The sequence below is a fragment of the Acidovorax sp. DMC1 genome, from assembly GCF_056314325.1.
Map to the genome: position 1 here is coordinate 20,726 of NZ_JBQUYO010000007.1, position 25,361 is coordinate 46,086.

Genomic DNA, 25,361 nt, shown 5'->3' on the forward strand with positions numbered 1-25,361 from the left:
TGGCTTGGGGGCCAACGGGCATTCGCCGAGCAATTTGCAGGGGTTCTGCCCGGTGGCACGGGCGTCACAATCGGCTACAAAGCTGTCAAGACCTGATCGCCGTGGGCTCCCGATGCCGGATTTCTTTTTCCTCTCTAACGCACAGCCCTATCCGCTGCTCTGGGCCCAGCATGATCCTTGGCTGGTGGCGCTGTCTGTAGCGATGGCGGTGCTGGCGTCTGTGCTGGCGCTACAAATGGCGGGCCTGGCCCGGCGTGCAGACACCCGTTTCATGCGCCAGATGGCGCGGGGGTCGGGTGCGATGGCGTTGGGTGGGGGCATCTGGTCGATGCACTTCATCGGCATGCTCGCATTCACAGTGTGTGGGCGAGGGCGTTTTGATCCCTGGATGACAGCGCTGTCTATGCTTCCGAGCGTGGCTGCGTCGTGGGTTGCGCTGGGGCTGCTGATGCGCCGCGAAATCAGCCGTGCAGCCTTGGTCGTCGGCGGCGTGCTCGTCGGCGCTGGCATTGGCGCCATGCATTACATCGGCATGGAGGCGTCCCAGTGGGCTCCATTCATGCGCTTTGATCCTTGGGGCTTTGCGGCCTCCGTCTTGGTGGCCGTGCTGCTGGCCATTGTGGCCTTGTGGGTGCGATTTGGACTGGAGCGGGTGGTTCGCTGGCGGGCCCGCTGGCTGAACCTGGCAGCGGGCGTGGTCATGGGGCTGGCCATTGCGGGCATGCACTACACCGGGATGGCGGCGTTGCGCTTTATCGAGGTGCCAAACGAGTTGGAGCTGTTGGCTGCTGCAGAGGGCACCCCCATGGCCCTGGCGGTGGCTGCCGTGGCCCTGGTTATTGGTGTACTAGTCATCGCCATCAACGCCGGCCTGCGCTACCGGCAAATGTTCCTGCAGATGCGCCAGAGCGAGTCCCGCCTGCGCGCGATTGCCGACACGGCCGTGGATGGCATGGTGATGATTGATGCGCAGGGCCGGGTGCAGTCCTTCAATGCGGCGGCCGAACGCATCCTGGGGTGGCGCCCTGAGGATGTGGTGGGCCAGAACGTGTCCATGCTCATGCCCGAGCCTGATCGCTCTCGCCATGACACCTACCTGCAGCGCTACTTGCAGGGCCAGGGCGGTGGCGTGGTCGGCGCCAACAGCCGCGAGGTTCTGGCCTTGCGCCCCGACGGCAATACCGTGCCCATTCGCATTGCCGTTGGACGCGTACCGCTGGATGGCGAACCGGTGTTTGTGGGGTTCATCAGCGACCTGACCCAGCGCCGCGCGATGGAGCAGGAGCTCAAGGCGAGCGAGCAGCGTTTGCGCTCGCTGATAGGGAACATTCCTGGTGTGACTTTTCGCTGCCGCTATGACGCCGACTGGACCATGCTGTTCATCAGTGATGCCGTGACAGCGCTGACGGGGTGGCTGCCGCAAGACTTCCTGCAAGGGCGTGTCAACTTCACACAGTTAACGCTGCCTGAAGAGGTGGACCGTCTTTGGAACGAGGTGTCGGCAGCCATTGAGGAGCACAGGCCTTATCACGTGGAGTTTGGCCTGCGTGATCGCGAGGGCCGCTTGCGTTGGGTGTCCGAAAGCGGGCGCCCCGTGGTGGGGGACGATGGCCAAGTGCAATGGATTGACGGGGTCATCATGGACATGACCGCCTTCAAGGAACGCAACGCAGAGTTCGAAAGCACCGTGCGCGCCATCAACCGCGCGTTGGCGGTAGTGGAGTTCGACATGCAGGGCCGTGTGCTCCACGCCAATGACAACTTCCTCAGTCTGATGGGCTATGGCCTCCAGGAGATCGTGGGCCAGCACCACGGCATGTTCTGCGAGCCCGCCTACGTGCAGACCGAGGCGTATGCGCAGTTCTGGCAACAGCTGCGATCTGGCCAGCTGGATGGCGGTGAGTACCAGCGACTCGGCAAGGACGGCCGGCGCATCTGGATCCAGGCCACCTACAACCCCATTTTTGACGCGCAGGGCCAACCCTTCAAGGTCGTCAAGTTTGCGACCGACCTCACCCAGCGCCGCGCCATGGAGCAAGAGCTGCGCACCGCCAAGGAGCGTGCCGAGCAAGCCGCCGCGGCGCGCAGCACTTTCCTGGCCAACATGAGCCACGAGATCCGCACGCCCATGAACGCCATCATCGGCTTCACCGAGGCCCTGCTCGACACGCCTATGGACGCGCAGCAGCGTCGCCACCTGGGCACCGTGCAGCATGCGGCGCGGTCCATGCTGCGCCTGCTCAACGACATCCTGGATACTGCCAAGCTTGAAAAAGGCGCGGTGGAGCTGGAGATTGCCGACTTTTCGCTGCAGGAGGTGTGCGACCAGATCCTCGCCTCGCTGCGCATCCATGCCGGCAAGAAAGGGCTCGCGCTGCAGTGCGTGACGGACGACCGGGTACCGCCCTACCTGCGGGGCGATGCGCTGCGCCTGCAGCAGGTGCTGCTCAACCTGCTGGGCAACGCGCTCAAGTTCACCGAGCGCGGCCATGTGCTGCTGCGGCTGGACTACCACGACGGCACGTTGGTGATGGAGGTGGAGGACACCGGCATCGGCATCGCCGCGCAGCACCTGGAGCGCATCTTCGACCCTTTTGCACAGGCCGACGCATCCACCACGCGGCAGTTCGGCGGCACGGGCCTGGGCACGACCATCTCGCGGCAGCTGGTCGAGCTGATGGGCGGCAGCATCAGTGTGCGCAGCACCCTGGGGGTGGGCACCACGTTCACGGTATGTGTGCCGCTGCCCGTGGGCCAGGCCCTGGCTGCCGTGGCCAACGTCAGTCAGGCCGTGCAGCTGCCGCCGCTGCGCATCCTTGTGGTGGACGATGTGCCAGCCAACATCGAGCTGCTGCAGATTCACCTGGACCGGGGTCGCCACCAGGTCACCGTGGCACGGGACGGCGAAAACGCAGTCTCTGCCTATGAAGCCGGGCGCTTCGACGTGGTGCTGATGGACCTGCAGATGCCCGTCATGGACGGCCTGGAGGCCACGCGCCGCATCCGCGCGTTCGAGCAGGCGCAACGGCGCAAGCCGGTGCCGGTGATCGCCCTGTCGGCCAGCGTGCTGGAGCAGGACCGGCGCAATGCCCGCGCTGCCGGTATGGACGGCTTTGCCAGCAAGCCGCTGGAGCCCGCCCGCCTGTTCCGCGAGATCGCCCGCGTGCTGCACCTGCAGCCCGACACCTCCTCCTCGGACTGGAGCAGCTTGCAGACCCTGTCGCGCGGCCCCGACATGCCCCCCGCCCCCCAGGCCGCAGTGCCTGCCGTGGACTGGGAACGCGGCACCCGCCTGTGGGGCCAGCGTGCTTTGCTGCGCGATGCCGTGGCGCGCCTGCTAGTCGATCACGCGGCCACCCCAGCCACCTTGCAGGCCATGGTGGCGCAGCCCGACATGGATGCGGCCCGCGCGCTGGCCCACCGCCTGCGCGGTGCGGCAGGCAACCTGGCATTGGGCCCGCTGCAAACGCTGGCGCAGCGCATCGAGGAGGCGGCCCACAGCCTGGACCGGACGGCACTGCCGCCGCTCGTGGCCGCCCTGCCCGTCGCGTTGCAGGCCGTACAGCAGGCTCTGGCCCACGAGGTGGAGGCCGCCGCAGCACCTGCCCCCGGCGTGGGCCAGCACGCACCGCTGACCCCCGACCAGCGCCAGCAGGCCTTGGACGCCGCTCACGCGCTGCAGCGGGCCCTGGTGCAGTCCGAACTGGCCCAGCCGCCGCTGGACGTGCTGGTGCAGCTATTGCCTGCGGCCGCCACAGAGCGCCTGCAGGAGGCCATCGACACCTTTGACTTTGACCAGGCCGTGGTGCAGTTGCAGCAGCTGCGCACACACTGGCTGGACGAACCCCTGGAGAACCCCGCATGACCCCGGCCCCTGACCAGCGGCCCCGCCTGTTGCTGGTGGACGATGAGCCCACCAACCTGCAGGTGCTGCGCCACATCCTGCAGGCCGACTACCGCCTGCTGTTTGCCACCGACGGCGAACGCGCGCTGCAGGTGGCGCGCGAGCAGCGGCCAGACCTGGTGCTGCTCGACATCATGATGCCGAACCTGGATGGCTACGCGGTGTGCCGCGCGCTCAAGGCCGATGCCGCCACGGCCTCCATCCCGGTGATCTTCATCACCGCCCTCACCGACAGCCAGGACGAAACCGCCGGGTTTGACGCAGGCGCGGTGGACTACATCACCAAGCCCGTCAGCCCGCCCGTGGTGCGCGCGCGGGTGCGCACCCACCTGTCGCTGGTGCGCATGGACGAACTGCGCGAAACCCGCCTGCAGATCGTGCAGCGCCTGGGCCGTGCGGCCGAGTACAAGGACAACGAAACCGGCATGCATGTGATCCGCATGAGCCACTTTGCCCAGCTGCTGGCACTGGCCGCCGGCCACAGCCCGGCCTGGGCCGAAGACCTGCTCAATGCCGCGCCCATGCACGACGTGGGCAAGATCGGCATCCCCGACGCCGTGCTGCGCAAGCCGGGCCCGCTGGACGCCGCTGAGTGGGACACCATGCGCCGCCACCCCGAGATCGGCGCCGAGATCATTGGCGAGCACCCGTCCGGCGTGCTGCAGCTGGCCCGCGAGATTGCGCTGGCCCACCACGAAAAGTGGGACGGAAGCGGCTACCCGCGCGGCCTGGCGGGCGAGGCCATCCCGGTGTCGGCGCGCATCGTGGCCGTGGCCGATGTGTTCGATGCCCTCACCACCCGCCGCCCCTACAAGGAGCCCTGGCCCGTGCAGGACGCGCTGGACCACATCACAGCGCAGGCGGGCAAACACTTCGATCCCGCCCTGGTGGCGCTGTTTGCCCCGCTGGTGCCGCAGCTGCTCGAGATCCGCGCACGCTGGTCGGATTGATGCGTGACCGCATGACCCCCTGGACCCTGCAGCGCCGCCAGTTTGTGGCGGGCGCCGCCGCCTTGGCCACGGCCGCGCTGGGTGGGTGCGACCGTGCCGTGCCGCCGCTGGAAGGCGGCTTCACCGGCATCGATATGGCGCGCGGCCACCAGCTGCGCGAGTGGCTGGCGCGCGGCACCTGGCCCGAGCCCGCCGTGGTGCGGCGCGCGCAGGTCATCATTGCCGGTGGGGGCGTGGCGGGGCTGGCGGCCGCGCGCGCGCTGCGCCTGGCGGGCGTGCAGGACTTTGCGCTGCTGGAGCTGGAAGACACCGCAGGCGGCAACAGCCGGGGCACCGCCGTCAATGGCCTGGCCTGCCCGCAGGGCGCGCACTACCTGCCCGTGCCCGGCGACGACGCGCGCGAGGTGCAGGACCTGATGGAAGAACTGGGCCTGCGCCAACGCGTGGCCGGGCGCTGGCAGTACGACGAACGCCACCTGTGCCACAGCCCGCAGGAGCGCCTGTACTTCGAGGGCGAGTGGCAGGAGGGCCTGCTGCCCGTGCAGGGCGTGGGCGAGGCCACGCTGGCGCAGTACCGCCGCTTTGCGCAGGCGGTGGAGCGTGAGTCGAAGGCCGCGCGGTTTGCCATGCCCGCACTCAAGCTGTGGACCGCCAGGCGCCCGCTGGCGCCCAGCCAGCAGGCGCTGGACGCCATGACGTTCGCCGCCTGGCTGGCGCAGGAAGGGCTGGACGATGCCCACCTGCGCTGGTACCTGGACTACTGCTGCCGCGACGACTACGGCGCCGGGGCCGACCGTGTCTCGGCCTGGGCGGGCATCCACTACTTTGCCAGCCGCCACGGCTTTCATGCGCCCGGCGAGGCTGTGGACGAAGCCCGCGAAAGCGTGCTCACCTGGCCCGAGGGCAATGGCTGGATCACCCGGCGCCTGGCCGAGCCGCTGGCCAACACCGCCAACGGCGGCGGCCAGCTGCGCACCGGCACCAGCGTGTTGCGCATCACCGAAGGCCGCCACGGCGTGGAGGTGGATGCGTTCAACCACGCCACCGACAGCGTGGAGCGCTGGCAGGCGCCACGCTGCATCGTGGCGCTGCCCGTCTTCGTGGCGGCGCGCGTGGTGCAGAACCCGCCCGCCTTCCTCACCGGGGCGGCCCAGAGCCTGTCGTGGGCGCCCTGGCTGGTGGCCAACATCCACATCCACAGCCCGCTCACCGACCGCCCGGGCGCTGCGCCGGCCTGGGACAACGTCCTGTACGCCGACCCCACGGCGGGGGGGCTGGGCTATGTCAACGCCGGCCACCAGCGCCTGGACACCCGCGCCACGCTGGCCGGCCCCACCGTGCTCACCTACTACCAGGCACTGGGCGACCGGGCGGACGGCCGTCAGCAACTGGCCACTCAGCCCTGGCAACAATGGGCCGATGCCGCCCTGGCCGCCCTGGCCGTGCCGCACCCCGACCTGCGCCAGCGCGCCACGCGCGTGGAGATCACCCGCTATGGGCACGCCATGTCCATCCCGACACCGGGATTGCAGCAGTTTTTAAGCCAGATCGGCCTGGAGCGCAGGTCTTTCATGCCCAAGGCGCTATCAAATGGTGAGCGCGTCGCCTGGTTGCCCACGCCCACCACCGCACGGCTGGCGTTTGCGCATGCCGACTGGTCGGGGTATTCGGTGTTTGAAGAGGCCTTCACGCGTGGGCACGGCGCGGGGCTGGTGGCCGCCGCCGGTTGATGCCTGCGGCGATTCGTCCAGACCGTTCCTAGCCGCGCTGCCCGTCCCACCACATCCCCAGGCACAACGCAACGCCCACGGCGTACAGCAGCCAGGTGGCCGAAACGACATAGGGATAGAACATCAACGCCACGCCCCACCAGCGGGTGCGCGGCTGCTGCGCACGCTTGCCGTGCCAGTAGGCCGCCATGCCGATCAGGCCAAACAGGATGGCCCCCACGATGTAGGCCGGGCTGGGCAGCTCCAGGCCGAGGGATTGCAGTGCAGAGAGGGTTTCCATGGCAGGGTGCGCAGGCTGTGCGGGTGGGGTGAGGTGGGTGTGACTCCTGCCAGCGGAAAAAGGTCCCTGGCACGGTTCCTGGTGTGTGCCCGATTCGGCGTTGCCTGGTGGGGGGCGTTGGAGAACGGCCTTTCATGGCGGTGTCACAGGGCGGCGGCATCGTTCACGGTTTTGGCTCTTTTCACCTTGACCACCATGTCCCGACTGTCCCAAATTGCCGCCTGCGCAGCGCTGCTGTGCGCCGCCGCCACCCCCGCCATCGCCCAGCAGGCCTTCCCGGCCACGCTGGCCGGCCACGCCGTGCTGCCCGCCCTCACCGTGATTGCCGCGCCCAAGGACGCGCCGCAAGACCTGCAGGTGGCTGGCAAGTTCACCACCCCCCGTCGTGTGGATACCGTGGGCAGCGTGATGGGCCAGTCGGGCGGCCGTGACACGGGTGTGTCGCTGCCCTTCCAGGGCCAACCCCTACAGGGCCACTCGGGCATCAAACGCATGGCCGACGGCTCGTTCTGGATCCTCACCGACAACGGCGCCGGCTCCAAGGCCAACTCGCCCGACTTCATGCTGCACCTGAGCCACTACACCGTGGACTTCAAGTCGGGCCAGTTCAATCGCCTCAAGACCATCTTCCTGCACGACCCCGACAAGAAGATCCCCTTCCGCATCACCCACGAAGGCACCGACAAGCGCTACCTGACCGGCGCCGACTTCGACCCCGAGAGCTTCCAGTTCGCCGGTGGCGCGCTGTGGATCGGCGAAGAGTTTGGCCCCTTCCTCATCAAGGCCGACCTGAACGGCAAGGTGCTGGCCGTGTTCGAGACGCAGGTGGACGGCAAGGTCGTGCGCTCGCCCGATGCGCCCGGCGTGCTCATGCCCGGCGCCCCCGACGCCAAGCCCACGCCGTTTGAAGTCAAGCGCTCCAAGGGCTACGAAGGTATGGCCTCCAGCAAGGACGGCAGCAAGCTCTATGCGTTGCTGGAAGGCGCGCTGTGGAACGACAGCGCCAAGGCGTACGAAAACGTGGGCGGCAAGCAGTACCTGCGTGTGCTGGAGTTCGATGTGAAGACCGAGCAATGGACCGGCCGCCACTGGAACTACGTGCTGGAGGCCAACCACCACGCGATTGGCGACTTCAACATGATCGATAGCACTACCGGTTTGATTATCGAGCGCGACAACGGCGAAGGCACAGCCGACAAGGCCTGCCCAGAAGGCCAGAAACGCACGGATTGCTTCCACGATTTGGCCAAGTTCAAGCGCGTCTATAAGGTCGAGCTGAGCGACGCCAACGTGGGCGGCGAGATCCGCAAGGTGGGCTACATCGACCTCATGAACATCCAGGACCCGCAGCGCCTGGCCCGTAAGCCGCTGAACAACGGCGTGTTGACCTTCCCGTTCTTCACCATCGAGAACGTGGACATCGTGGACGGCACGCACATCGTGGTAGGCAACGACAACAACCTGCCCTTCAGCAGCAGCCGCGACCCGAACAAGGCGGATGACAACGAGCTTGTGCTGCTCGAAGTGGGCGAGTTGCTCCGGGCCAAGTAACCCGGCACCAGCGCGCGGTGGGGGCCGGGTGGCAAAATTCCCGGTTCCCCTTCCAACGCTCCACAAGCCGCGCCACCATGTTCACAGGCATCGTCCAAGCCACGGCAGGCATTGCCGCCATCCACGACCGCGCAGGGCTGCGCACGTTCACGCTCGATTTCCCCGAGGGCTTTTGCCAGGACCTGGCCATTGGCGCCAGCGTGGCCACCGATGGCGTGTGCCTCACCGTGACCGAGATCCTGTCGCCCACGCAGGCCAACTTTGACGTGATGCTGCAGAGCCTGAACATCACCACGCTGGGCAGCTACGCGCAGGGCGACCGTGTGAACGTGGAGCGCGCGGCCAAGGACGGCGCCGAGATCGGCGGCCACCCGCTGTCGGGGCATGTGGACTTCACCGGCACGCTCATCGAGCGGCGCGAGTTCGACAACAACCTGGTGTGGCGCGTGGCCGTGCCTGAGGCGTTTCGCCGCTACATCTTTGCCAAGGGCTACATCGCCATCCATGGCGCCAGCCTCACGGTGGCCGAGGTGAACCGGCAAGAGGGCTGGTTCGAGATCTGGATGATCCCCGAGACCCGCCGCGCCACGGTGTTTGAGCACAAGAAGGTGGGCGACCGCCTGAACATCGAGATCGAGCGCAGCACCCAGGTGGTGGTGGACACCGTGCGCGAGGCCGTGCAGGAGAGCCTGGGCCGCCTGCAGCCGGTGCTGGAGGCGCTGCTGAAGGAAAAGGGCCTGTCGCTCGACGACTTTGTGCAGGCGCCCGTGCTGCCGCACTGACCCAGCGACGTTCTCCCATGTCCGTGGTGGTGCGCCCGCTGGCGCTGAGCGATCTGGCCGACCTGCTGGCCGTGCAACTGGCCTGTTATGGCGAGGGGGTTGTGGAGAGCGGCGAGGTGTTTGCCCGCCGCCTCGCCAGCCCCGCCAACTGCTCGCTGGTGCTGGAGCAAGCTGGTGTGGTGTGCGCCTACCTGGCGGCCTACCGCAGCGTGCGTGGCAAGGTCACCCCGCTGCATGGCGACTTTGAAGCCACCGCCCAGCCCGACACGCTGTACCTGCACGACATGGCCGTGCTACCTGCCCATGCAGGGCAAGGCCTGGCCCACGCGCTGCTGCAGCCCCTGTGGGCGCAGGCCCGCGCAGAAGGGCTGCGGCACAGCGCGCTGGTCTCGGTGCAGGGCTCGCAGGCCTACTGGCAGCGGCAGGGCTATGCGCTGCACCCCTTGCAGAACGCCGCCCAGCAGGCCCGCCTGGCCAGCTACGGCGACGGCGCCGTGTACATGGCGCGAGCGTTGTAGACCTTGTAGGCGCTCTGTCACCGGCCCTCGTCATAATGCCCGCCATGCCCCACCGCTGGAAACCCAACGTCACCGTGGCCGCCCTCATAGAGCGCGATGGCCGCTTTCTGCTGGTCGAGGAAGAAACCACCGACGGCCTCAAGCTCAACAACCCCGCCGGCCACCTGGACCCGGGCGAGTCGCCCATCCAGGCCTGTGCGCGCGAGGTGCTGGAAGAAACCGCCCACGACTTCGAACCCACGGCGCTGATCGGCGTGTACCTCAACCGCTTCACCAAGACGCGCACGGGCGACGACACCACCTACCTGCGTTTTGCGTTTGCAGGCACGCTGGGCACGCACCACGACTGGCGCACGCTCGATACCGGCATCGTGCGCACGCTGTGGCTCACGCCCGACGAGATCCGCGCCTGCCCCGAACGCCACCGCAGCCCGCTGCTGCTGCGCTGCCTGGAGGACTACCTGGCGGGCCAGCGTTTTCCGCTGACCCTGGTGCACACCGATATTTCGGTCACCGAGCCCGCTGCGCAATAGCTCTGCGCGGGCTGGGCGACGCGAGTTCTTGTGGCCTCAGTCCGCCGTCAGCTTGCGTTCCTTGATGATGGTGGCCCACTGGGTCGATTCCTTCTTCATGAAGGCAGTCAGCTCGGCGCGTGTGGTGGGCTGCGGCGTGAGGCCGTGCTTGTTCAGTGCCTCCTTCACGCCCGGGTCGTTCAGCACCTTCACGATCTCCTGGTTCCAGCGGTCCAGCAGCGGCGCAGGCGTCTTGCCGGGGGCCACGAAGGCGTACCAGTTGAGCGCTTCAAACCCCGGGTAGCCCGCTTCGGCCACGGTGGGGATGTTGGGCATGTAGGACGGCCGCGTGAGCCCGGTGGTGGCCAGGGGAATGAGCTTGCCGGCCTCGATGTGCGGCAGCGCGGTGGGCGGCGCGGCAAAGTACGAGGTGACGCGCTCGCCCAGCAGGTCCTGCAACGCCGGGGCGCCGCCCTTGTAGGGCACGTGGGTCATGTCGATGCCCGCGCGCTGGTTGAACAGTTCGCCCGCCAGGTGCGATGCCGAGCCCGCGCCGGTGGAGGCAAAGTCCACGCTGCCGGGCTTCTTTTTGGACAGCTGCACAAACTCGGCCAGCGTCTTCACGCCCGCGCCCTTGTGCACCACCAGCACGTTCGGAAAGTTCACGCCGCCCGACACGGCGGCGAGATCCTTGAAGGGGTCGTAGTTCACCTTCATCAGGTGCGGCGCAATGGTCAGCGGCCCCACCGATCCGAGCAGCAGCACCGAGCCATCGGCGGGCGCATTGGCCACAAACTGGTGGGCGATGTTGCCGCCCGCGCCGCCCTTGTTGTCCACCACCACCGACTGGCCGATGTTCTCGCCCAGCTTCTTGGCGATGAGCCGCGCCGCCGCATCGGCCGCGCCGCCTGCGGCAAAGCCCACGACGAGCGTGACGGGCTTTTTGGGCGGGAAATCCTGCGCATGGGCTGCGCCAGACAGTGTCGCGGCAGCGGTGGCGAGCGCCAGCGCGCTCATCAAGAGGGTGCGTTTTTTCATGGAGGTCTCCTTCATCGTGGATGGTGGGTGGGGGGATCAGTCGGCGCCGAGGCCGATGGGGTTGGGCTGGCGCTTCTCCACCGCATGGCGCAGCAGCGAGGCGGTGCGGAAGATGCCGTGCGCAAACTTGCCGTAGGGCATGGTGGCAAACAGTGCCATCACGGCGCCCAGGTGCAGGCACAGCAGCAGCGGCAAGGCGGCCGTGCCGCGCGCGGCCCACAAGGCCAGACCGCTGGTGGCGGTGAGGAACAGCAGGGCGATGAAGGCGCAGTCCATGGGCTTTTGTGCGGCGTCGCCGTGTTGCGGGTGGCGGCGCAGGTTCAGCCGCCACAGGCCTGCGGTGCCCACGGCCAGGCTGATGCCGCCCACGCCGCCCAGCAGTTTGGGCAGGCTGGGCAGGTCGTACGGTGCGGGCGCGCCCAGCAGGTAGTGGTACAGCGTCGCCACGCTGGTGGCCGCAAAGCACAGCATGAAGCCGTAGAACGTGAGGTGGTGCATGCGCCTGCGCGACAGGGTGTAGGCATCGTCCTCGTTGTGGCAGCCATCGCCGTGGCCGCCGTCCAGGTATTTGAGGCGCAGCACGGCATCGGTGGCCTCGGCCGTGGCGGGGGCGCTCAGCGGCGCGCCGCTGGTGGCGGGCGTCACGTCGCGCCAGAAGCGGCGCACGCCCAGGCCCAGTGCCAGCACGGCAAACAGGAACACGGGTGCGAACAGGCTCACCAGCAGGTTGTGCGGAAAGATGCCATAGAAGCCGCCTGCGGGGGCCTGCCACAGCGCGGCAATGCCCTGGCCGTGCAGCGCCACGGCCAGCAGCAGGAACAGCGTGAGCCCTGCGACCAGCGCCAGCGCCAGCGTGAGGCCGTTGCGCTGGTAGAGCTGGCCCAGTGCGGGTGGCCAGGCGTAGTCGGCATAGGTCTGGCCGCGCACCTGGGCCATGGCCTGGGGAATGTTCACCGCAAACTCGTGCGGCGGCGCGTACTGGCAGGCGTGCAGGCAGGCGCCGCAGTTGTGGCACAGGTTGGCAATGAAGTGGATGTCGGCCTTGCCGAACTCCAGCCGCCGCGTCATGGCCGGGAACACGGCGCAAAAGCCCTCGCAGTAGCGGCAGGCGTTGCAGATCTGCAGCTGGCGCGCCACTTCGGTTTCGGGTGCAGACAGCACCATATCGCCGTTCGCCAGCGCCCGCGCGTCGCGCGTCAGGGCCTCAAGCGTTTGCATGGTTTGCTCCTTGTTTTGTAGCATTTGAGGCATGTTCGACTGGCGCTATCGGCTGTTTGGAGGCCAAAGCTGCCTGCGTGCCCGCAATGCGGCCAAATGCGGTGCCAATGCTCATGCCCACGCCGGCCGTGTAGCCCTTGCCCAGCACATTGCCGGCCATCATTTCGCCAGCCACAAACAGGTTGGGGCTGGGCTGGTTGTTGAAGCGCACCGCAGCCGTGTCGTCGGTGTGCAGGCCCAGATAGGTGAAGGTGACGCCGGGCTTGAGCGCATAGCCGTAGAACGGCCCGGTGTCGATGGGCCGCGCCCAGTGCGTCTTGGCGGGTACCACGCCTTCGGTGTGGCAGTCGTCCAGTGTGGTGTGGTCAAACTGGCCCACGCGGCAGGCGGCGTTGTAGGCACCGAGCGTGCGGGTGAAGGTGTCCACCGGCAGACCCAGCTTTTGTGCCAGCTCGGTCAGCGTGTCTGCCTTCACGCCCGGGAACACGGGCGGCATGAAGCGGCCGATGGCCTTGCTGTCGATGATGGAGTAGCCAATCTGCCCCGGCTGCTGCGCCACCAGGCGGCCCCAGATGGCATAGCGCTTGGGCCAGAAGTCCTCGCCCTCGTCGTAGAAGCGCTCGCCGTTGCGGTTGACCACCACGCCCAGCGACACGCAGTCGATGCGCGTGCAGATGCCGCCGTCGTACAGCGGCGCGCGCGCGTCAATCGCCACCATGTGCGCCTGCGTGGGGTCGCCGATGCGATCGGCGCCGTGGTCATCCAGCAGGTGCTTGAGCAGCACGCCCTTGTTGTAGACCGTGCCGCGGATCAGGAAGTTGTCGGCCGGCCACTCTCCCCGCTCGTTCTGGCCCCAGGCCTCGCGCAGCCATTCGCGGTTCGATTCAAAGCCGCCCGCAGCCAGAACGCAGCTTTTGGCGGCAATGCGCTCGCCGTTCGCCAGGTGGGCAGCGATGAAGCGGCGGCCGTCCATCTCGATGCGCTCCACGGGCGCTTCGTAGCGGATCTGCACTCCCAGTTGTTCGGCGCTGCGGTAGTACGCATTGACCAGCGCTTTGCCCCCGCCCATGAAGAACGCGTTGGTGCGCGCCACATGCAGCGTGCCCGCCAGCGCGGGCTGAAAGTGCACGCCGTGGCGGCGCATCCAGGGCCGGCAGGTGCTGGATTCGCGGATCACCAGGCGCGCCAGGTGTTCGTTGGTGAGGCCGCCCGTCACCTTGAGCAAGTCCTGCCAGAACTCTTCCTCGGGGTAGGCGTCGACCAGAACATCTTGCGGCGCGTCGTGCATGCAGCGCAGGTTGCGCGTGTGGGCGGAATTGCCGCCGCGCCAGGCGCGCGGGGCGGATTCGAGCAGCAGCACGCTGGCGCCCGCCTCGCGTGCCATCAGGGCGGCGCACAGGGCGGCATTGCCGCCGCCGATCACCAGCACATCGACCACAGCATCGCCGCTCATGGCCGGTGGCTCCCGGCGGTGTGCTGCGAGCGGGGGAATGAAGAAGGGGGTGTGGGGCCCATGGGGTGTCTCCTGGCGTGGTCGCCGTGTCGTTCATCGGGGTGATGGCGACTGTAGGGAGACGCAGGCCCGCTGAGCAGCGGGTTCAGGTCATGGGGGTATCACGGATCGTGATGGCTGCGGGGTGGCCGCTCAGGCGCTGGTGTCTTGTCCGCCTATCCATGTCGTGCCAAACCACTGGCCGCTCGTCACCAATTCACGCACGCAGTCCGTCAGCACCACCCGCGCGGCCAGCGCAGCGGGCGAGAGCTCTTCGTCGGGCAGGCTGCACAGCAAATTGACGCGGCGTGCGGGCGTGTCGGTGAGCCGTGCGCACTGAAAGCGCTCAGCGGCATCGGGGTAGCGGCCCATGGCGGCCCAGGGCTGCACGGTGGAGCCCAGGCCTGCGTCCACGGCGGCCATCACCATGGCGAGCGAGTCCACTTCCAGCACCACGTGCGGCGCCACGCGGTCGCGGGCAAAGGCGGTGTCCAGCGTGCTGCGCAGGCCGTGCGGGCCGGTGGGCAGGATCAGCGGCTCCTGCCCCAGCTCGGCGACGGTGATGGTTTCCGGCAGCTGCCGGCCACCGGGGCTGCCGGGATCGCTGCGGGCGCAGATGAGGAACAGGTCCTCCTCCAGCAGCGGCGCCATGTCCCAGCGGCGCGCGCCGGTGGCCTGCTGCGCCTGGTGCAGGCGGGTGTCGAACAGCACGGCCAGGTCCAGCTCGCGCGCATGCAGCATGGCTGTGAGGTGGCCCGACATGCTCTCCACCATGTGCAGCCGCACGTCCGGGTAGCGTGTGCGCATGGCCTGCATCAGCGGCAGGCCCAGCACGCCCGAGGTGGTGGGCGCCAGCCCCACGGTGACGGTGCCCGACAGCCGCGCCTGCTGCGCTGCGCGCACGGCCTGGTCGGCATGGCGCAGGGTGAGCTGCGCCTCGCGAAAGAACGCCAGCCCCGCCTCGGTGGGCGTCACGCCACGCGGCGTGCGCTGCAGCAGCCGCGTGGCCAGCTCGCTCTCCAGCCGGGTGATCTGCTGGCTGAGCGCGGACTGCACCACGTCCAGGTCCAGCGCAGCGCGGCTCATGGAGCCTTGCTCCACCACACGCACGAAATAGCGCAGTTGTCTCAGTTCCATGGCGCCCTTTTGGTCATGCGGCACTGTACTCCGGCGTGTCCGTTGCCCCCGGGGGCACAAATACACCGGTGCCGCCACTCGCACCTGACTCGTTGGCGACTGCGTGCGGCGCGCGCAACGCAGCACTTTCAGCAGGCTGACGCCGTTGCTCCGGGTAAACACGCAGTCCGCGCATCCGGGGCGCGTCAATTCCCTGTGGAAGCTGGGGACTTGAAATTATTTGCACCGCCGGTGGACTGCATTTCAAGAGCGCCACCAGCGCTTTCCCGAAGAATCCGCCGGCGAGCTGGCACAGGCGAATGCTGCGCCCGCATCTTTTCACTTCAACCCTTTCCGAACGGAGACAGGCCATGATCTGGCAACAAATCTACAACCCGGCGGGCAATATGGTTGTGTCCACCGCACTGGCTGCGATCCCGGTGATCATCATGCTGGCCGCCCTGGGGTTCTTTCACATCAAAGCCCACATTGCTGCGGGCATGGGGCTCGTCGCAGCACTGGTGGTGGCCATATTTGCCTATGGCATGCCTGCCGACATGGCTGGTCGCGCCGCTTTGTATGGCGGCTTCACGGGGCTCCTGCCGATCGGCTGGATCGTGTTGAACATCATTTTTCTGCACCAGCTCACGGAGCAGAACGGCAGCTTCAAGGTGCTGCAGGACTCGCTGTCCAACATCACGGAAGACCGCCGCATCCAGCTGTTGCTGATTGCGTTTTGCTTTGGCGCGTTCTTTGAGGGTGCCGCCGGTTTCGGCACGCCCGTGGCGGTCACTGCCGCGATCCTGATCGGGCTGGGCTTCTCGCCGCTTGCTGCCTCGGGTCTGTCGTTGATTGCCAATACCGCCCCCGTGGCGTTCGGTGCCCTGGGCACACCAGTGATCACGCTGGCCAAGGTCCATGGCTACGATCTGATGGAGGTGACGGCCATGATCGGCCGCCAGTTGCCCTTCTTCTCGGTGCTGGTGCCGTTCTGGCTGATCTGGGCATTTGCGGGGCGCAAGGCCATGTGGGAGATCTGGCCTGCCATTCTGGTGGCCGGTGTGTCGTTTGCCATTCCGCAGTTCCTGGTTTCCAACTACATCGGCCCCGAGCTGGTGGACATCATTGCGGCCATCATCTCCATGGCGAGTCTGATCGCGTTCCTGCGCGTGTGGCAGCCCAAGAAGATCTGGACCTCGCCTTCGATGCGGGGCCACGACCCAAGCGCTGCCGAAGCCAAGCCTGCACAGCCGGTCGTTCGCTACTCACGCGCCCAGCTGATCAACGCCTGGATGCCTTGGCTGATTCTGTCGGTGTGTGTGTTTGTCTGGGGGCTGCCATCGGTGAAGGCAGCGCTCAACGGCATCTTCGCCCCGGCTTTCCCGATGGACGGGCTGCACAACCTCATTGAGAAGATGCCTCCGGTGGTGCCCAAGCCCACCAAGGAAGGCGCGGTCTACACGTTGAACCTGCTGTCGGCCACCGGCACGGGCATCTTGCTGTCCGCACTGATCAGTGCCCTGCTCATGCGCTACAGCCCGGTCGCCATCGTCGGCACGTTCTTCCGCACCATCTGGCTGGTGCGCTATTCGCTGCTGACCATCGTGCTCATGCTGGCCCTGGGTACGCTCACCCGCTACTCGGGCACGGACACCACCCTGGGTCTGGCATTCGCCAACACCGGCGTGTTGTACCCCTTCTTTGGCACCCTCATGGGCTGGCTGGGGGTGGCGCTGACCGGCTCGGACACTGCGTCCAACGTGCTGTTCGGGGGCATGCAGAAGGTGGCGGCCGAACAGCTGGGCCTTTCGCCCAACCTCATGGGCGCCGCCAACAGCTCGGGCGGCGTGATGGGCAAGATGATCGATGCGCAGTCGATTGTTGTGGCCTCTACCGCCACCCGCTGGTTCAACCATGAAGGGGACATCCTGCGCTTCGTCTTCTTCCACTCGATCGCGCTGGCCTGCCTGGTGGGGCTGTTGGTGAGTCTGCAGGCTTATGTGTGGCCCTTCACGTCCATGGTGGTGCGATAGCGGGTCGACAGACTCTCCCTTCCCGCCCCCTGCGGCGGGTGTGCTCCGCGCCAAAGGGAGCTTTGGGGCACAAGCCTCCAAAAGACCTGTGCCCAGCGCCCGCCGTATCGGCCTACAGGGCTCAGAACGTGTGCACCACACCGGCGGAGATGCCGGTGGCCGTGGCCTTGTTGGCCGTGCCCTGGAAGCCGTTGCGCCAGCGGGTGTTGTCCAGTTCGGCATACACCTTGTTGCGGCGCGAGAGCTTGTATTCGGCAAACGCCACCAGGCGGCCGTAACCGTCGTCGGCCGCGCCGGTACGCGAACGGTCCACCTTGTAGTAGGCCGCCGTCAGGTCCACCCAGGGCGTGGCCGCCCAGGTGCCACCGGCGGACAACACGCGCTGCACGGTGAAGCGGCCTTCGGCTGTCTCTGCCTTGTTGCGGCCGGCGTTGGCGGCCAGGCGCACATTGCCCCACTGGTACGCGGCGCCCAGGGTGGTGCCGTCGAGTGATCGCTTGTTGGCGTCGTTGAAGCTCTGGTAGGCGCCGGACACCACAAAGCCGTCCGCAGCCCACGCCAAGCCCACACCGCGTGACGACAAGGCCGAGGCCTGCGATGCGACTTCGCCCAGGCCCCACATGGCACGTGCGGTGAAGCCGCCGAAGCGGCCCGTGTACTTCAGCGAATTGTCCAGCCGGTACGAGCCCGAATTGGCGCCTGCGCTGCCGTACTCGATGCCAAGGCCATGCTGGCTCAGCGCGGTCACGCCGATGTTAGGGTTGAAGCTGGCAAAGCGCATGGCCAGTGGGTCCACGGGCGAGATGGCGTCGGCCAGCGTGGTGGTCTGGCGGCCCAGGGCCAGGGTGCCCCAGCCGCCTTGCAGGCCCACCCACGATGCGCGGTCGAAGTATTTGGTGGCATTGGCCGGTGCGCCGGTGTCTGCGTTGAGGCCGCTCTCCAGGTTGAACAGCGCCTTGGCGCCGCCGCCCAGGTCTTCGCTGCCCCGCAGGCCCCAGCGGCTGGTGGTGTGGATGCCGCTGCCCAGGCTGTGGCTGGAGCCGGCCGTGGGCGCGTTGGATGCGGACAGGCCGCTGCCGTTGCGCAGGCCCAGGTCCACCACGCCGTACAGCGTCACGTCGGTGCCTTGTGCCATTGCGCAGTGGCCGATCAGTGCAGCGCAGGCCGCTGTCATCCTTGTTCTCATCTGTGTCTCCGCTTGTTGAAATGTGGGCACGCGTGCCGCGCAGGGGCGGTGGCGCCCGTCTGCCTCCCAGAGCCGTCTTCGCCGGGGCTCAATCGGGGGTGAGCTGGGCCTTGACCACCACGCCCTTCCACTTGGCGAGCTCCTGCTTGACGGTCAGTGCCAGTTGCTCGGGCGTGCTGGTGTCCACCACCGCGCCTTGTTCCTCGATGCGGCGCACCACGTCCTTGTCGGCCAGTGCGGTGTTCAAGATCTTGTTGAGCAGGTCGATCACCGGGCGGGGTGTCTTGCCGGGTGCGAACAGGGCATACCACTGGGTGATCTCCACCCCCTTGATGCCGGCCTCCTCCAGCGTGGGCACATCGGGCAGCAGCGACGAGCGCTTGGGCCCGGCCAGCGCCAGGGCACGCAGCTTGCCGCCCTTCACGTGCGGGTAGGCGGAGAACAGACTAGGAAACATCACCTGCGTCTGCCCGGCCATGGTGTCGTTCATCGCGGGCGCCGCACCCCGGTAGGGCACATGGGCCATCTGGGCGCCGCTTTCCAGTTTGAAGATCTCGGCTGAGAAATGTGGGGCCGTGCCGTTGCCGGCCGATGCGTAGTTGAAGTCATGGGGCTTGGCCTTGGTCAGCGCCACCAGCTCGCTCACGGTCTTGGCGGGCACCTTGGGGTTCACCACCATCAGCGTGGGCGAGTAGCTCACCATGCCGATGGGCTCGAACTGCGTGATGGGGTCGTAGCGCAGCTTCTGCAGCGCGGGGCTCATGCCGTGGGTGCCGATGTAGCCGAACAAGATGGTGTGCCCATCGGGTGCCGCACGGGCCACGTATTCGGCCGCAATGGCCCCGTTGGCCCCGGCCTTATTCTCCACGATGACCTGCTGGCCCAGCAGGGTGGAGAGCTTGATGGCCACGACGCGCGCCATGCCGTCGTTGCCGCCCCCGGCGGCGGTGGGCACGACCAGCGTGATGGGCTTTTCGGGATAGGCCGCATGGGCGGTGCCTGCGGCCCAGAAGGCGCTGGACGCGAGCGCCAGTGCCGCCGTGGCCAGTGCCGTGCGGCGCGTGGTGGAGTGAATGGAACGGGTCATGGTTTGTCTCCTGTCGTAATGGTTGGAATCGTTGAAGTCGTTGGGCGGGCGCTGCGCAAGCGGCGCCCTGAAGAGCGCTCAGTGCGCGGGGGCGCTTTCGGGCACGAACAGCGTGCCTTCCAGAATCTTTCGGGCGGTGCGTACCAGCGCGGCCTGCACCAGCTTGAACTGGCCATCCACCTCGCTGAGCTCCACCTCCACCTGGATGCGGCCTGCCGGGTGCTGCACTTCCACGCGGCGCAGCCCGGCGGCGGGTGCATGCCGTTCGTCGGTGGCCACGGTGCCCGGCAGTACCGAGGCCGCCGCCACGCCAATCGCGCCCGTGACGGCATGCGAGCGGTGGCACTGGTGGGGGGTGAAGTAGCGCGACACCACGCTGCCTAGTGATGTGCCTGGCGACAAGATCACCGGCTTGGGCAGCACGCTGTGGGTCACATCGCCCATGCCCATGCGCTGACCAGCTTCGAGGCGCACGGCCTCCAGGCGGGCGAGCAAAGCGGTGTTGGCGTCCAGCTCGGCGGGTGTTTCATTGCCCCGCAGGCCCAGGTCGGCGGCGCGCACCAGCACCATCACCTGCGCGGCGTCGATGCAGGTGACCTGCAGACCCTGGATGGTGTCGATGCGCTGACCGGTGGGAAAGATCTGCCCGGTGACCGCGCCCCAGGCGTCCAGGAAGTTCATCAGCACCGGTGCGGCCGTGCCCTGCACGCCGTCAATGCGCACATCGCCGTCGTAGTGCACCTGGCCTCCCGCTGTGCACACCTGCACATCGATGCGGGAGCGGGTGTTCACGTTGTAGACGCGCACGGTGGTGGTCTGGCCTTCGGGGTCTGCAGGGACCAGCCCCTGCTCGATGGCGAAGGGCCCCACACCGGCCAGCATGTTGCCGCAGTTGGGACGGGTGTCCACGCGGGCCTCCTGCACGCTGACCTGGGCAAACAGGTAGTCCACATCGCAGTCGGGCTGCGTGGAGCGCGAGACGATGGCGACCTTGCTGGTCAGCGAGTTGCCGCCGCCCAGGCCGTCGATCTGCAACTCGTGCGGCGAGCCCAGGGCTGCAATCAGCGTGCGGTCGCGGGCTTCGGGGTCGCGCGGCAGCCAGTCGGCCAGGAAGAACGGCCCCCGGGAAGTGCCGCCACGCATCAGAACGCAAGGAATGTTGGTGCTCATGGGTCGGCATGGTGCGACGCCTTCGATGATCTGTGAATTGCATTGTTGGCAACGATTGATGCATGCTGTGCAATAGGCTAACGCGGCTTGTACATGCTTCAATCTCGGCCGTGAATTGCAATGTTCTGATCGTTTGATGCACGGCTTGCAACGCTGCCAATACGCTGAAGCGCACACGAAGGACGCCCGATGAACAACAAATTCGACCTTGCTGACATCCAGGCCTTTGCGGCCGTGGCCGAGCTGCAGAGCTTTCGTGCGGCCGCCGAAGCCATCCACCTTTCGCAGCCCGCATTCAGCCGCCGCATCGACAAGCTCGAAGAAGCCTTGGGTGTGCGCCTGCTCGACCGCACCACGCGACGCGTCACGCTCACGGCCGTGGGGCGCGACTTTGCGCGCAAGACGCGCGTGTGGCTGGACGACCTGGACGGCATGCTCATGGGCCTGGGCGATGTGGCCGCGCGGCGCATGGGCGAGGTGACGATTGCCTGCGTGCCCTCGGCCGTGTATTACTTTCTGCCGCAGGTGGTCAAGCGCTACCACGAGCGGTTTCCGAAGATCCGCGTGAAGGTGCACGACGCCAGCGCCAACGAGGTGCTGGTGGCCGTGGCGCAGGGCGATGCGGACTTTGGCCTGAACTTCATTGGCAGCCAGGAGGCCGAGATCGAGTTCAAGCCCGTGCTGGCCGAGCGATTTGTGGCTGCCTGCCGGCGCGACCATGTGCTGGCGCGCCGCAAGAAGGTGAGCTGGGCCGAGCTGGGCCAGCACGACTTCATGTCGGTGGGCAAGACCTCGGGCAACCGCCTGCTGATGGACCTGGCGCTGGCCAACGTGCCCGACCGGCCCCAGTGCCTGTACGAGGCCAAGCACGTGACCACGCTGCTGGGCCTGGTGGAGGCGGGCCTGGGCGTGGCGGCCGTGCCCAGCCTGGCCATGCCGGGCAAGGACCATCCCACGCTGGTCAGCATCCCGCTCGTGGAGCCTATCGTCACGCGGCAGATGGGGCTGATCAAGCGCCGGGGCAAAACCCTGTCGCCTGCCGCGCAGCAGCTGTATGACCTGCTGGTGGCTACGCGTTCTGCGCGCCCGCGCAGTGCCCCGGCGGCATCAAAAATACAATCAGGGCAATGACTTCCCCTACCAAACAGCGCGTTGTCGTCGGCCTTTCCGGCGGCGTGGACTCGGCCGTGACCGCCTACCTGCTCAAAAAGCAGGGCCATGAGGTGGTCGGCATCTTCATGAAAAACTGGGAAGACGATGACGACAGCGAGTACTGCTCGTCCAACATCGACTTTGTGGACGCAGCCGCTGTGGCCGATGTCATCGGCATCGAGATTGAGCACGTCAACTTCGCGGCCGACTACAAGGACCGCGTGTTTGCCGAGTTCCTGCGCGAGTACCAGGCCGGCCGCACGCCCAACCCCGACGTGCTGTGCAATGCCGAGATCAAGTTCAAGGCCTTCCTGGACCATGCCATGCGCCTGGGGGCGGAGAAGATCGCCACGGGGCACTATGCCCGCGTGCGCCACAACCCGGCCACAGGCCTGCACGAGCTGCTCAAGGGGCTGGACCCGAGCAAGGACCAGAGCTACTTTCTGCACCGCCTGAACCAGGCGCAGCTGTCCAAGACGCTGTTCCCCGTGGGCGAGCTGCACAAGACCGAAGTACGCCGCATCGCCGAAGAAATCGGCTTGCCCAATGCCAAGAAGAAGGACTCCACAGGCATCTGCTTCATTGGTGAGCGGCCGTTCCGCGAGTTTCTGAACCGCTACATCAGCCATGCGCCCGGCCCGATCCTGGACGACCGGGGGCGCAAGCTGGGCCAGCACGTGGGCCTGAGCTTCTACACCCTGGGCCAGCGCCAGGGCCTGGGTATCGGCGGTGTGAAGGAAAAAGGCGCTCAGCGCGGTGGCGGCGCGCACGAGCCCTGGTTCGTGGCCCGCAAGGACCTGGAGAAGAACACGCTGCGTGTGGTGCAGGGGCATGACCACCCCTGGCTGCTATCGCACCGCCTGGTGGCGCAGGACGTGAGCTGGTGCGCTGGCCAGGCCCCGGCACCTGGCACCTATGCCGCCAAGACGCGCTACCGCCAGCAGGACGCCGCGTGCGCGCTGGAGGCTGTGCCCGACGGCTTTGCGCTGCAGTTCCCGGACGCCCAGTGGGCAGTGACGCCGGGGCAGAGCGCGGTGCTGTACGACGGCGATGTCTGCCTGGGCGGTGGCGTGATTGCTGCCGTGGAAGGGCTGCCGCAGCCCACCGGCCATGCGCCGGCGGTGCAGCCAGCCATGGCCCGTTGATGCTTCAAAATTAATAGCTGTCAGGGCAATGGAATCTGGCGCTTGCGCCTGATTTGTCTTGAAACTCTCTTTCCAGATGCAAAAAAGCCGGGGCGGTGATCGCTCCGGCTTTTTTGTGGGGCGGTGCCCTGGCGTGTCAGTCGTCGTTCATGGCCAGGCTGATCAGGATGCGCAGCACGTACCAGAGCATGAGCGCAATCGATGCGAACAGGTGCAGCGCTGCGCCGGCGGGGCGGTCTGCAGGGTAGTCGTGGATGATGCGCGAGGTGTCGTACAGCACACAGGCGCCCGCAAACAGCACCATGAGCCCTGAGAACCAGATGCCCAGCTTGAAGCCGAAGATGGCGCCCGCGATGATGGTGCCCAGTGCCACCAGGCCCGCCACCTTCAGGATGCCGCCCAGGAACGAAAAGTCGGTCTTGCTGCTGAACGCCGTCCAGGTGAGCGCTGCCACCAGCAGCAGCGTGATGAAGGCGGCAGCGCCAATGGCGCCGGGCACCAAAAGCTGGGCAATGCCGAACATCGGGGCAAAGATGAGCCCTTCCGCCAGCACGTAGAGGCCCAGGCCCATCAGCTGTGTCTGAGGGTTGTCCGAGTTGTCGGCCAGGTGCGATGCCAGCCAGCCCACGAGCATGAAAGCGCCCATGACCCCCAGCCACAAGAATTTGCTGCCGCTGGCCATGAGCATCTTGGCCGCGGCGGTGGAAAGTCCGCTCACCATCAGCACCGCCGACAGCACGACAAAGGCCAGAATGGCCACGCCCAGGTGCTTGTAGGTGGAGACGATGAAATCGCGCCGCTCCATCGGAGCGCCCGCAGGGGTTTGTGGCGAAAGTGCGTTGGGGTTCATGGTGTGGTCCTCCGTAGTGAGCGCTCAGGTTGGCGCAAACGATGGGAGGAGCGCGCCCCGGGCGCTGCCCCTCCCTCCCTCTCTCTTTTTATGGGGTATGGCCGTCAGGCGGCGGCCAGCTGGTGTGCTTCGTCGGCGGCGCGCAGCTTGCGGTTGGACCAAACGCCTGCCGCTCCCACCAGCGTGAGCAAAATGGCAAAGATCCAGGTGCCTGCGCCGCTGAAGGACTGCGCGGAAGAGGCGGCTTCGGCCTGCAGCCGCTGTTTGGTGGTGTCGTAGCTGATGACGGTCGCGCCGTCTGCCGATACTTCATAGACCAGGTCGCTGTCGCTGCCATCGACCAAGGCGGTGACTTTTTCGTCGATCAGGTTGCTCACCAGCTGCTGCGGCGTGCTGTGGTCGATGCGCAGCTTGCGCGCCTCGGCACCAGCGGTGTCGGGCTGGACCGTGATTTCGTAGTACTTCTTGGTCGTACGACGCTTGCGCTTGACGGTGACTTCAGAGGCCTGCGTCACGGTACCGGACACGGTCTGCAGGCTTTCGCGCGCCACGTAGGCGTGGCCGTCTTCCGCCTTCCAGCCGCTGTACACCGACAGTGCGATCAGCCCTGGGCCAGCCAGTAGCAGCAGCCACGCATAGCCAGTGACAAATATCAAAATCTTGCGCACGAACCCAGGCATCACGACCCTCTCTCTCTCTTTGGAATATTGGTTTTTGGTAATGGCTGGCCGCCGGGTTTTGCACCTCTTTAGCGCGCCAGGCAGCGATGATCTTTGATATTTCCGTATCGGATGTAAGGAATTGTTGGTTTGTCGCGGTGGTGCCGAACTGGACAAAACTGAGAAGCGGCGCCCGTGCGTGCCGTTGTAAAAGCCATCGCTCCATGGCCGTGCTGGCGCTTGTGAGTCGGGTGGGCTCCAGCACCTCCTGTTGCGAGTTGCTACGTTTTGACGCCCACAGGCGACGTTTTCCGTGGGGTTGGGCATGCCTTGCGCACAGGCAAAAAAAAGCCCACACCTTGCGGGTGCGGGCTGGGTACTGAATCCGGTGCCAGAAGCTGTCAGAACGGAATGTCGTCGTCCATGTCGTCAAATCCGGAGGCCGCGCGCGGTGCCTGTGCCACAGGGGCGGGCGCCGGGCGCTGTGCGGGGGCGGCCATGGGGCGCGGCGCTGGCGCTGCACGGCGCGGGGCCTGGTCGTAGCCACCCTGGTCGCCACCGTAGCCGTCGTCGTATCCACCGCCTTGCTGTCCGCCGCCCTGTCCGCCACCGCCCATGCCCTGGCGGCTGCCCAGCATCTGCATCTGGTCGGCGCGGATCTCGGTGCTGTATTTTTCAACGCCGCTCTGGTCGGTCCACTTGCGGGTGCGCAGGCTGCCTTCTACATACACCTGCGAGCCTTTGCGCAGGTACTGGCCGGCGATTTCGGCGAGGCGGCCGTTGAAGACCACGCGGTGCCACTCGGTGGCTTCCTTCATTTCGCCGGTCTGCTTGTCTTTCCACTTGTCGGTGGTGGCAATCGTCACGTTGGCCACCTGGTCGCCACTGGGGAAGGTGCGCATTTCTGGGTCGCGGCCCAGGTTGCCGACGATGATGACTTTGTTTACGGATGCCATGGTGCTGTCTATGCCTTTAAGGGAGGAAAGCG

Annotated in this window: 21 protein-coding genes; 10 read left to right on the forward strand and 11 right to left on the reverse strand. The window is 66.9% G+C overall.

All coding sequences use genetic code 11. The annotated features are described in order from the left end of the window. Window positions 1–112 precede the first annotated feature (112 nt). From ACT531_RS14960 to ACT531_RS14970, 3 genes are read left to right on the forward strand one after another with little or no spacing between them, the layout of a single operon-like run. Complete coding sequence (locus tag ACT531_RS14960; RefSeq protein WP_476017913.1) at window positions 113–3,865, forward strand: PAS domain S-box protein; 3,753 nt, start codon at window positions 113–115, stop codon at window positions 3,863–3,865. After that, window positions 3,862–4,854 carry a response regulator gene (locus tag ACT531_RS14965; RefSeq protein ID WP_343734004.1) on the forward strand — a complete coding sequence of 331 codons (993 nt, stop codon included), beginning with the start codon at window positions 3,862–3,864 and terminating at the stop codon, window positions 4,852–4,854. Before ACT531_RS14960 ends, ACT531_RS14965 begins: the two co-directional genes overlap by 4 nt. Before the next feature lie 11 nt (window positions 4,855–4,865). Next, window positions 4,866–6,584 (forward strand): NAD(P)-binding protein, encoded by a 1,719-nt coding sequence (locus tag ACT531_RS14970; protein WP_476017914.1) that lies wholly within the window; start codon window positions 4,866–4,868, stop codon window positions 6,582–6,584. Window positions 6,585–6,612: 28 nt separating this feature from the next. Here the strand turns inward: ACT531_RS14970 and ACT531_RS14975 are convergent, their stop codons facing one another. After that, window positions 6,613–6,864, reverse strand: coding sequence for a hypothetical protein (locus ACT531_RS14975; protein ID WP_056056709.1), 252 nt, complete (start codon window positions 6,862–6,864; stop codon window positions 6,613–6,615). Between the two features lie 195 nt (window positions 6,865–7,059). Between ACT531_RS14975 and ACT531_RS14980 the strand changes: the two genes are divergently transcribed. From ACT531_RS14980 to ACT531_RS14995, 4 genes are all read left to right on the forward strand, one after another. After that, window positions 7,060–8,415, forward strand: a complete 1,356-nt coding sequence (locus ACT531_RS14980; RefSeq protein WP_476017915.1) for an esterase-like activity of phytase family protein — start codon at window positions 7,060–7,062, stop codon at window positions 8,413–8,415. A 77-nt stretch (window positions 8,416–8,492) separates the two neighbouring features. Next, window positions 8,493–9,197: a riboflavin synthase subunit alpha gene (locus ACT531_RS14985; RefSeq protein WP_116748371.1), complete on the forward strand. Its 705-nt coding sequence runs from the start codon at window positions 8,493–8,495 to the stop codon at window positions 9,195–9,197. A gap of 17 nt (window positions 9,198–9,214) precedes the next feature. After that, window positions 9,215–9,715: a GNAT family N-acetyltransferase gene (locus ACT531_RS14990; protein WP_476017916.1), complete on the forward strand. Its 501-nt coding sequence runs from the start codon at window positions 9,215–9,217 to the stop codon at window positions 9,713–9,715. A gap of 44 nt (window positions 9,716–9,759) precedes the next feature. After that, entirely contained in the window at window positions 9,760–10,248 is a 489-nt protein-coding gene (locus ACT531_RS14995; RefSeq protein ID WP_116750205.1) for an NUDIX hydrolase, read from the forward strand. 36 nt (window positions 10,249–10,284) lie between these two features. Here the strand turns inward: ACT531_RS14995 and ACT531_RS15000 are convergent, their stop codons facing one another. The 4 genes from ACT531_RS15000 to ACT531_RS15015 all read right to left on the reverse strand — a co-directional run bounded on the left by ACT531_RS15000 (window position 10,285) and on the right by ACT531_RS15015 (window position 15,112). After that, window positions 10,285–11,265: a Bug family tripartite tricarboxylate transporter substrate binding protein gene (locus tag ACT531_RS15000; protein WP_309827917.1), complete on the reverse strand. Its 981-nt coding sequence runs from the start codon at window positions 11,263–11,265 to the stop codon at window positions 10,285–10,287. A 36-nt stretch (window positions 11,266–11,301) separates the two neighbouring features. Further along, window positions 11,302–12,483 carry a tricarballylate utilization 4Fe-4S protein TcuB gene (tcuB, locus tag ACT531_RS15005; RefSeq protein ID WP_476017917.1) on the reverse strand — a complete coding sequence of 394 codons (1,182 nt, stop codon included), beginning with the start codon at window positions 12,481–12,483 and terminating at the stop codon, window positions 11,302–11,304. Beyond that, entirely contained in the window at window positions 12,470–13,936 is a 1,467-nt protein-coding gene (tcuA, locus tag ACT531_RS15010; protein WP_476017918.1) for an FAD-dependent tricarballylate dehydrogenase TcuA, read from the reverse strand. The genes tcuB and tcuA overlap by 14 nt, the downstream gene beginning before the upstream one ends. 192 nt (window positions 13,937–14,128) lie before the next feature. Next, a complete protein-coding gene (locus ACT531_RS15015) occupies window positions 14,129–15,112 on the reverse strand; it encodes a LysR family transcriptional regulator (protein WP_476017919.1) in 984 nt (327 codons plus the stop codon). 350 nt (window positions 15,113–15,462) lie between these two features. Between ACT531_RS15015 and ACT531_RS15020 the strand changes: the two genes are divergently transcribed. Further along, entirely contained in the window at window positions 15,463–17,124 is a 1,662-nt protein-coding gene (locus tag ACT531_RS15020; protein ID WP_295936551.1) for an L-lactate permease, read from the forward strand. A gap of 121 nt (window positions 17,125–17,245) precedes the next feature. Here the strand turns inward: ACT531_RS15020 and ACT531_RS15025 are convergent, their stop codons facing one another. The 3 genes from ACT531_RS15025 to ACT531_RS15035 form a co-directional block, all read right to left on the reverse strand. Then, a complete protein-coding gene (locus ACT531_RS15025) occupies window positions 17,246–18,310 on the reverse strand; it encodes a porin (protein WP_476017920.1) in 1,065 nt (354 codons plus the stop codon). An 88-nt stretch (window positions 18,311–18,398) separates the two neighbouring features. Further along, on the reverse strand, window positions 18,399–19,397 hold the full coding sequence (locus ACT531_RS15030) for a Bug family tripartite tricarboxylate transporter substrate binding protein (protein WP_015016333.1): 999 nt from the start codon (window positions 19,395–19,397) through the stop codon (window positions 18,399–18,401). Between the two features lie 78 nt (window positions 19,398–19,475). Continuing rightward, window positions 19,476–20,567: a 4-oxalomesaconate tautomerase gene (locus ACT531_RS15035; protein ID WP_476017921.1), complete on the reverse strand. Its 1,092-nt coding sequence runs from the start codon at window positions 20,565–20,567 to the stop codon at window positions 19,476–19,478. Between the two features lie 189 nt (window positions 20,568–20,756). Here ACT531_RS15035 and ACT531_RS15040 point away from each other — a divergent pair, with 189 nt between their 5' ends. Together ACT531_RS15040 and mnmA are read left to right on the forward strand one after the other, a co-directional pair. Then, on the forward strand, window positions 20,757–21,698 hold the full coding sequence (locus ACT531_RS15040; protein ID WP_056056686.1) for a LysR family transcriptional regulator: 942 nt from the start codon (window positions 20,757–20,759) through the stop codon (window positions 21,696–21,698). Further along, the gene (mnmA, locus tag ACT531_RS15045) at window positions 21,695–22,864 is read left to right on the forward strand and encodes a tRNA 2-thiouridine(34) synthase MnmA (protein WP_476017922.1); all 1,170 of its coding nucleotides are present in this window, start codon (window positions 21,695–21,697) and stop codon (window positions 22,862–22,864) included. The genes ACT531_RS15040 and mnmA overlap by 4 nt, the downstream gene beginning before the upstream one ends. A gap of 136 nt (window positions 22,865–23,000) precedes the next feature. On the opposite strand, the gene ACT531_RS15050 is transcribed toward mnmA, so the two are convergent. From ACT531_RS15050 to ssb, 3 genes are all read right to left on the reverse strand, one after another. Further along, window positions 23,001–23,714, reverse strand: a complete 714-nt coding sequence (locus ACT531_RS15050) for a Bax inhibitor-1/YccA family protein (RefSeq protein WP_015016329.1) — start codon at window positions 23,712–23,714, stop codon at window positions 23,001–23,003. 104 nt (window positions 23,715–23,818) lie between these two features. Continuing rightward, the gene (locus ACT531_RS15055; protein ID WP_476017923.1) at window positions 23,819–24,394 is read right to left on the reverse strand and encodes a hypothetical protein; all 576 of its coding nucleotides are present in this window, start codon (window positions 24,392–24,394) and stop codon (window positions 23,819–23,821) included. A 380-nt stretch (window positions 24,395–24,774) separates the two neighbouring features. Continuing rightward, a complete protein-coding gene (gene ssb / locus ACT531_RS15060) occupies window positions 24,775–25,329 on the reverse strand; it encodes a single-stranded DNA-binding protein (RefSeq protein ID WP_015016327.1) in 555 nt (184 codons plus the stop codon). Window positions 25,330–25,361: the final 32 nt, after the last annotated feature.